Source organism: Methylobacterium sp. WL18, assembly GCF_008040015.1.
GTDB lineage: Bacteria > Pseudomonadota > Alphaproteobacteria > Rhizobiales > Beijerinckiaceae > Methylobacterium > Methylobacterium mesophilicum.
This window is the reverse complement of record NZ_VRVD01000283.1, coordinates 1-5966: the sequence shown is the minus strand read 5'-3', so window position 1 is coordinate 5966 and position 5966 is coordinate 1. Positions and strand designations below refer to the sequence as shown.

Here is a 5966-nt window from a genome sequence, read left to right as displayed (position 1 = left end):
GGTCTTCGCGCACGGGCCCGGCGCGACGCCGAGGGCCGCGACGAGACCGTCTACCTTCAGCCCCTGGAGGCGATCGTCACGGCGGGGCGCACCCGGGCCGACGACCTGCTCGCCGATTACGAGGGCCGCTGGGGTGCCTGCGTGCGCCCGGCCTTCTCGGAATGCGTGTTCTGAACCGCGCGCCATCGAGACCGTGCGGCCGCACACCGTGGCGCGGAACGAAGTGCGATACCTGACGGTTCTCACGCCGATGGTTCAGCGCGTGGAGGAAGTGTCCATGTCCCGCATCACCACATCTCTCGTCGCCGGCGCATCGGCGCTGGCCATGATCGCCGGTTCATTCACCGCCGCCGAGGCGACCCCTCTGCCGGCGCAAAGTGCCGTGCAGGTCGGCGGCCCCAGCACCCATATCGACACCGTCGGGTGGCGCCGGGGCTATTATGGCGGCGGCTACGGATACCGCCGCGGCTATGGCGGCCGCGTCGCCGGCGCCGTCGCGGCCGGTGCCGCCCTCGGCATCATCGGCGGGGCGCTGGCCGCCAGTGCGGCTCCCCGCTACGGCTATTACGGCGGCTACGGCTACCCGGCCTATGGCTACGGCTACGCGCCGGTCCGCAGCTACGCCTATCCCGCTTATGGCTACCCGGCTTACGGCTACGACGATTACGGCTGGTAAGTCCGTATTCCAATCTGCTCCAACATTCCCGGTCTCATCGAGGCCGGGATTTTTTGTCACCTGTCAGACACGCTGTCCTGGGCCGAGTCCCCGATCCGAATCACCTTCAACGGGAGCCGCAAGCTTCAGCCAAGGCCCGCGAGGCTAGTCTGCCGCAGGCCATGTGATCGGATCCCTCCGAGGCCGAATCGTCCTCGTCAGGAGACCGACGCCATGACTCGCCACACCGTCGCGCTTGCGGCCGGCGTCTTATCCGCCGTGACGGCCGGCGGCGTTTGCTTCGCCGCGGATCTGGGGCCGTATCGCGCCCAACGCGCCGTCCCGGTCGCACGCCCGCCCGTGGGTGCGGGACTCGTCGCAGAGGCACGGGTCCGTCCAGAATACAGCTATTACGGCGAGTACGGCTATCCGGTGCCGTTCGGTTACGGATACGGATACGCGCCGACCCCTGGTCGCAACATGGAATACGGCTATTACGGCCCGACCTACTATGTGTTCGCGCCGGACACGTATCGCGGTCCGGTCTTCGGCTATCACGAGTGGTAGTCGGCCGTCGCGAGCGCGGGTATCGGTGCGGGATGAGGCCGACCCCGTGCAGGACGACGAACCGGATCGTGTCGAACTCGACTTGACCGGGTTGAAATGCCCGCTCCCGGTCCTGCGCACCCGCAAGGCCCTGCGCGCGCTGGGCGCCGGGCGGGTCCTGGTGGTCACCTGCACGGATCCGATGGCGATGATCGACATCCCGAACCTCGTGCGCGAGGAGGGTGCCCGGCTCGATTCGGCCGAGCGGGACGGCGATCGCCTGCGTTTCCGCATGACGGCCTCCGCGAAGCCGCCGCATTCCTGAGCGATCCGTCCGGTTCCCAGGGATATAGCGGAGACGGCATGGCACCACGGATCGGGGGCGTGCGCCTCGTGCACGAGGGATGGGCCCGCTACCTCGTGGCCGAGGTAATGCAGGACGACGGCACGCGCATCACGCGCGAGATGGAGGATCACGGCCGCGCCGTCGCGGTGCTGCCGTACGATCCGGTCCGGCGGGTGGCGACGCTGGTCTCGCAGTTCCGGGCGCCGGTGCTCTATTCCGGCGGTCCGCCGAGCCATGTCGAGGTCCCGGCGGGGCTGCTCGATGACGGCGCGCCGGAGGACGAGGTCCGGCGCGAGGCCGCCGAGGAGACCGGGCTGCGCCTCGGCGCCCTCGACCTCGTGGCCAGCGCCTGGACGATGCCGGGCATCTCGACCGAGCGGATGGATCTGTTCCTGGCCGCCTACGGGGAATCCGACCGCACCGGCGCCGGCGGCGGCCTGGCCGCGGAGGGCGAGGCGGTGGCCGTGCATGAGATCCCGCTGCCGGAACTCCTGGCCATGACCCGCCGCGGCGCCCTCACCGACATGAAGTCGCTGCTGCTGCTCTTTGCGCTGCAACTGCGCCGGCCGGAGCTGTTTGCGTAGCCGACTGAAGCTCGCCCGCGACACGTTGGAATGACAGACGACGGTGGGGCGAAGCCGGACGAACGACTGTCCAATCACGCTGACGATCAGGGCGTGGATGGGATGGGGCTTGCGCACCCGGCGCCGGCCCGCCCCCTCAATCCCGCCGCCCCGAAACCCGGTCGCGCACGGCGATGCCGATGAAGCGCCAGGATTCGATGAAGTAGCGGCGGAAGAGACGGCGCGGGGCGCATAGGAAGCGGAACACCCATTCGAGGCCGAGCCGTTGCATCAGCCACGGGGCGCGGGGGAGGCAGCCGGCCGCGACCGAGAGGGCGTCGCCGACGCAGAACACCACCGGGTTGCCCAGCGCCCGACCCTGGCGATCGACCCAGACTTCCGATTTCGGTGCGCCGACGCCCATCACCAGAAGGGTGGTGCCGGCGGCCTGGAGGCGCGTGGTCAGCATGTCGGCGACGTCCTGGCGGGCGGCGACGAAGAACACCCGGCGGGCGTAGGGCGGCGGGTCGGCCAGGATGCAGGCCAGGAGGTCGTGGCCGGTGATCCGCTCCGCCGGCCGGCCGCTCGCCACCCGGGCGAGCCAGACCAACGGCATGCCGTCGAGGGTCCGGGCGGCGGCGCGCGCGTAGGCGCCCCGGAAATCCGCGTCCTCGGCGAGCTGGACGACGTGGTCGACGTTGGCGGTGACGATCGTCCGGGGACCATCCGAGCGCCGTGCCGCCACCGCGGTCACGATCGCGGACGCGGTGCCGACGTGGAAGCCGTAGCCGAACAGCATGACGGTCGTGGACGGCTCCGGAGCAGCCCGGTCCCGCGACACCGGCTCCGAGTCTGCCGGGCTCGGAGCCTCGACATCACGCATCGGCGGCCCGGAAGCTGGTCCCGGGGCGGGCGACGGCCCGGCGGAACCGCCGACGATCGCTGTCGGCGCCGAGCGCCAACGCGATGGCGCCGCCGAGCAGCAGGCCGAGCACGAGGGCCACCGGCAGCACGATCTTCGGCGAGGGCGGGAAGGTCCGCTGGCGGGCCGGCGTCGCCACTGAAATGATCCGGACGTTGGTGGTGTTGAGGCGCTCCTGCTCGCTCGCCTCGCGGGCGCGCTTCAGATAGGCCTCGTAGACTCCCCGGCGGGCCTCCAGCGTCCGCTCCAGCTCGCGTAAGCCCACATAGGCGCGGTCGCTGCTCACGGTCTCGGTCTTCACCCGGTCGAGATTGGTCCGGATCGCCGCCTCGCTGGCGGCGGCCCGGTCGTAATCCTTCTGGGTCGTGTCGATGATCCGCTCCTTCTCGCGCTGGATCAGGCGCTGGAGGTCACGCTGCTGGGCGTATTGCTCGGCCATGGCCGGGTGGCGCTCGCCGAGCCGGGTGGCGAGCTCGGCGGTGTTGCGCGAGAGCGTGGCGTATTGCTGCCGCAGCGCCTGCATCTCCAGGGATTGCAGCATCTCCGGCAGGGCGGTGCTCGGGTCCGAGGTGCGCATCTTGCGGGCTTGGTCGAGGCGCGACTTCGCCTCGGCGGTCTTGATCGACGCGGTGACGAGCTGCTGGTTGAGGTCGCCGAGCTGCTGGTCGGTCAGCAGGCGACCGCTCGAGGCCACGAGCTTGTGGGCCTCGCGGTAGCGCACCACCTCGCCCTCGGCCTGCTCGACGTCGCGCTTGAGGCTGCCCAGCCGTCCGGTGAGCGCGTCGTAGGCGCGCCGCGCGGTATCGGTGCGGGCGGCCGCCTCCTCGGCGAAGTAGGCGTCGCCGATGGCGTTGGCGATCCGGGCGGCCTTCTCGGGATCGCGCGACTGCACCGAGGCGTCGATCACGAAGGTCCGCTCGGCCCGGCGGACGCTGAGCTTGGTCTGGAGCGTGTCGAGGGCGATGTTGACCGGGTCGCGGCTCGCGGCTGGCGGCAGCATACCGAGCGCACCCTTGATCCACGCGATCGTCGGGTTGTTGCCGTCGGGGAGCACGAACTCGTCGTCCTGGTCGAGATGCAGCTTGGCGATCACCCGGCGCAGGACGTTGTCGGACTGGATCACCCGCACCTGGCTCTCGGCGATGGAGACGCCGCTATCGGCCTGGGGCTGGCGGGCGTTCACGTCGTTCTCGACGACCCGCAGGTCGCTGGGATCGACCAGGACCTGGATGGAGGAAGTGTAGCGCGGCGGGATCAGGCCGAGCAGCGCCACGGCGGCCGCCACCATGAACAGGGCGCCCAGCACGATGAAGCCGCTGCCCCGCCACAGGCGGCGCAGGATCACCCGCGCCTCCGGCCGGGATTCGACCTGGGGCAGCACCATGCGGACGGGCTGCTCACCGCTCATGCGTGTCGAGAAGTCGAACATGCGCCTCGCTCCTGACCTGTCGGACGACGACCGGTGCCGTCTTCCACCGCCATCCTGCTCCCGTCCCCTTTCCGGTCACCACCGTGCCGATCCGGGACAGAACCTCCACCGAGGCGGTGTCTTCCTCGACACTCCAGCAACCAGCATACCGAACCAGTACTCTCGCCTTGATGCACACCCTGCAGCAGCAACCGTATAGATATCGCCGCTAGAACGAGAACGGTCTGTCACGATTTTGTGGCCCGATCAGGCCTTTAAATGTTGGGGACTACGTAAACGGACTCATCCGATGCGGGTGGTGCCCGGTTCCGCGTATGCGTCCGGATCCCCCGCCAGGAAGCGCCCGAAGCGCTCCTTGTCCTCGGACGCAGCCGCGTTCCACCGCGCCACGTTCCCACGGCTTTCCGCCGCCGACCGGGTGAGGCCGCCTTCGCCGACCCAGGCGGCGAGCGCTGCCGCAGCGGCCTCTGGATCCTCGGGGCGGATCAGCAGGGCGGAGGCGTCCAGCACCTCGCGGAACACCGGCGCGTCCGGTGCCACCACCGGCAGGCCGCCATGCTGCACCTCCAGCAGGGGCAAGCCGAGCCCCTCGGCTTTCGATGTCGAGAGCAGCAGGTGGCAGGAACCGGCCAGCGCCCGCAGCTCCGCATCGGCGAGATACCCGTACCGGTGGAGGTAAGGCGGCGGGTCATCCAGGAAGGCGTGGCGGCCCCAGCCGACCCGGCCGACCAGGTGCAGTTCCGCCGGCATTCCGGCCCGGTTGAGCGCGGCGACCAGCGCCAGGGAGGCCGCATAGTCCTTGCGCGGCTCGATCGTGCCGATCGCCAGCAGGCGCAACGGCATGCCCGGATCGTAGGACGCCGGCCCCGGCAGGTCGGCGAGGCCGAAGGCGTCCCGCACGGACGGCCTCAGCAGGGCGACCCGTGCGTGCGGCGGGCTGACGGCCCGGACGGCGTGTCCGGTGGTGCGGCTGTTCACGAACAGGTTCGGGCACCAGCGCAGCGCCCGGGCGAAGCTCGGGCTCATGTAGAGCCGGCTCTTCAGGCTCAGATCCTCCGGCCGGTCGAGCAGGAAGGTGTCGTGGACGTAGAACAGGCAGCGCTCGGCCGCGACGGCGCAGAGCGGCCCCGGCGGGAAGCCCGGGAACAGGAAGAGCGCGTCGCGGTCGGCCAGCGTCCGCAGCGGCAGGCCGAACTGTTGCTGCGCGATCATTCCGGGCAGCGAGCCGCTGGTGACCGGCCGGACATCGTGCGGTGCGAGCCGGTCCGGGGCGAACAGGTCGAGGGTGATCCGCTCGATCCCGGTGACGTGGCCGCGCAGATGGGTCCGGTCGAGATAGATCCGCCGGGCGCCCTGCCGTTCGGGAGCCGACCTCACGGAACGCTCCGCCGCAGGGTGCCGGCGAGGTACAGGCAGCGGCGCACGAACAGGGGCATGCGCCGGCCGAGCACCATCTGCTTGGCCCGGCGCAGCCGGCGCACGAGGGGCCGGGAGGGCGCCGGTAC

The 5966-nt window shown here is 70.6% G+C and carries 7 protein-coding genes and 1 pseudogene; 5 read left to right on the top strand and 3 right to left on the bottom strand.

What is annotated here, in order from left to right; genetic code table 11:
• The 5 genes and pseudogenes from FV228_RS34905 to FV228_RS18340 all read left to right on the top strand — a co-directional run.
• A pseudogene (locus FV228_RS34905) lies at positions 1-174 on the top strand (glutamate--cysteine ligase); the annotation flags it as partial.
• A 103-nt stretch (positions 175-277) separates the two neighbouring features.
• Entirely contained in the window at positions 278-676 is a 399-nt protein-coding gene (locus FV228_RS18355) for a hypothetical protein (protein WP_147855941.1), read from the top strand.
• Between the two features lie 213 nt (positions 677-889).
• The gene (locus FV228_RS18350) at positions 890-1222 is read left to right on the top strand and encodes a hypothetical protein (RefSeq protein ID WP_147855940.1); all 333 of its coding nucleotides are present in this window, start codon (positions 890-892) and stop codon (positions 1220-1222) included.
• A 46-nt stretch (positions 1223-1268) separates the two neighbouring features.
• The gene (locus FV228_RS18345; RefSeq protein WP_147855939.1) at positions 1269-1526 is read left to right on the top strand and encodes a sulfurtransferase TusA family protein; all 258 of its coding nucleotides are present in this window, start codon (positions 1269-1271) and stop codon (positions 1524-1526) included.
• Between the two features lie 38 nt (positions 1527-1564).
• Complete coding sequence (locus FV228_RS18340) at positions 1565-2131, top strand: NUDIX hydrolase (RefSeq protein WP_147855938.1); 567 nt, start codon at positions 1565-1567, stop codon at positions 2129-2131.
• Between the two features lie 136 nt (positions 2132-2267).
• Here FV228_RS18340 and FV228_RS18335 read toward each other — a convergent pair whose 3' ends face one another.
• From FV228_RS18335 to FV228_RS18325, 3 genes are all read right to left on the bottom strand, one after another.
• A complete protein-coding gene (locus FV228_RS18335; protein ID WP_147855937.1) occupies positions 2268-2993 on the bottom strand; it encodes a WecB/TagA/CpsF family glycosyltransferase in 726 nt (241 codons plus the stop codon).
• Positions 2986-4461, bottom strand: coding sequence for a GumC family protein (locus FV228_RS18330; RefSeq protein ID WP_147855936.1), 1476 nt, complete (start codon positions 4459-4461; stop codon positions 2986-2988). Before FV228_RS18330 ends, FV228_RS18335 begins: the two co-directional genes overlap by 8 nt.
• Before the next feature lie 282 nt (positions 4462-4743).
• Positions 4744-5838, bottom strand: a complete 1095-nt coding sequence (locus FV228_RS18325; protein WP_147855935.1) for a glycosyltransferase — start codon at positions 5836-5838, stop codon at positions 4744-4746.
• Positions 5839-5966: the final 128 nt, after the last annotated feature.

What these genes read in the sequence shown, in the direction of transcription:
- FV228_RS18355 (WP_147855941.1), top strand. Translation starts at nt 278, where the DNA reads ATGTCCCGCATCACCACATCTCTCGTCGCCGGCGCATCGGCGCTGGCC.
- FV228_RS18350 (WP_147855940.1), top strand. Translation starts at nt 890, where the DNA reads ATGACTCGCCACACCGTCGCGCTTGCGGCCGGCGTCTTATCCGCCGTG.
- FV228_RS18340 (WP_147855938.1), top strand. Translation starts at nt 1,565, where the DNA reads ATGGCACCACGGATCGGGGGCGTGCGCCTCGTGCACGAGGGATGGGCC.
- FV228_RS18335 (WP_147855937.1), bottom strand. Translation starts at nt 2,993, where the DNA reads ATGCGTGATGTCGAGGCTCCGAGCCCGGCAGACTCGGAGCCGGTGTCG.
- FV228_RS18330 (WP_147855936.1), bottom strand. Translation starts at nt 4,461, where the DNA reads ATGTTCGACTTCTCGACACGCATGAGCGGTGAGCAGCCCGTCCGCATG.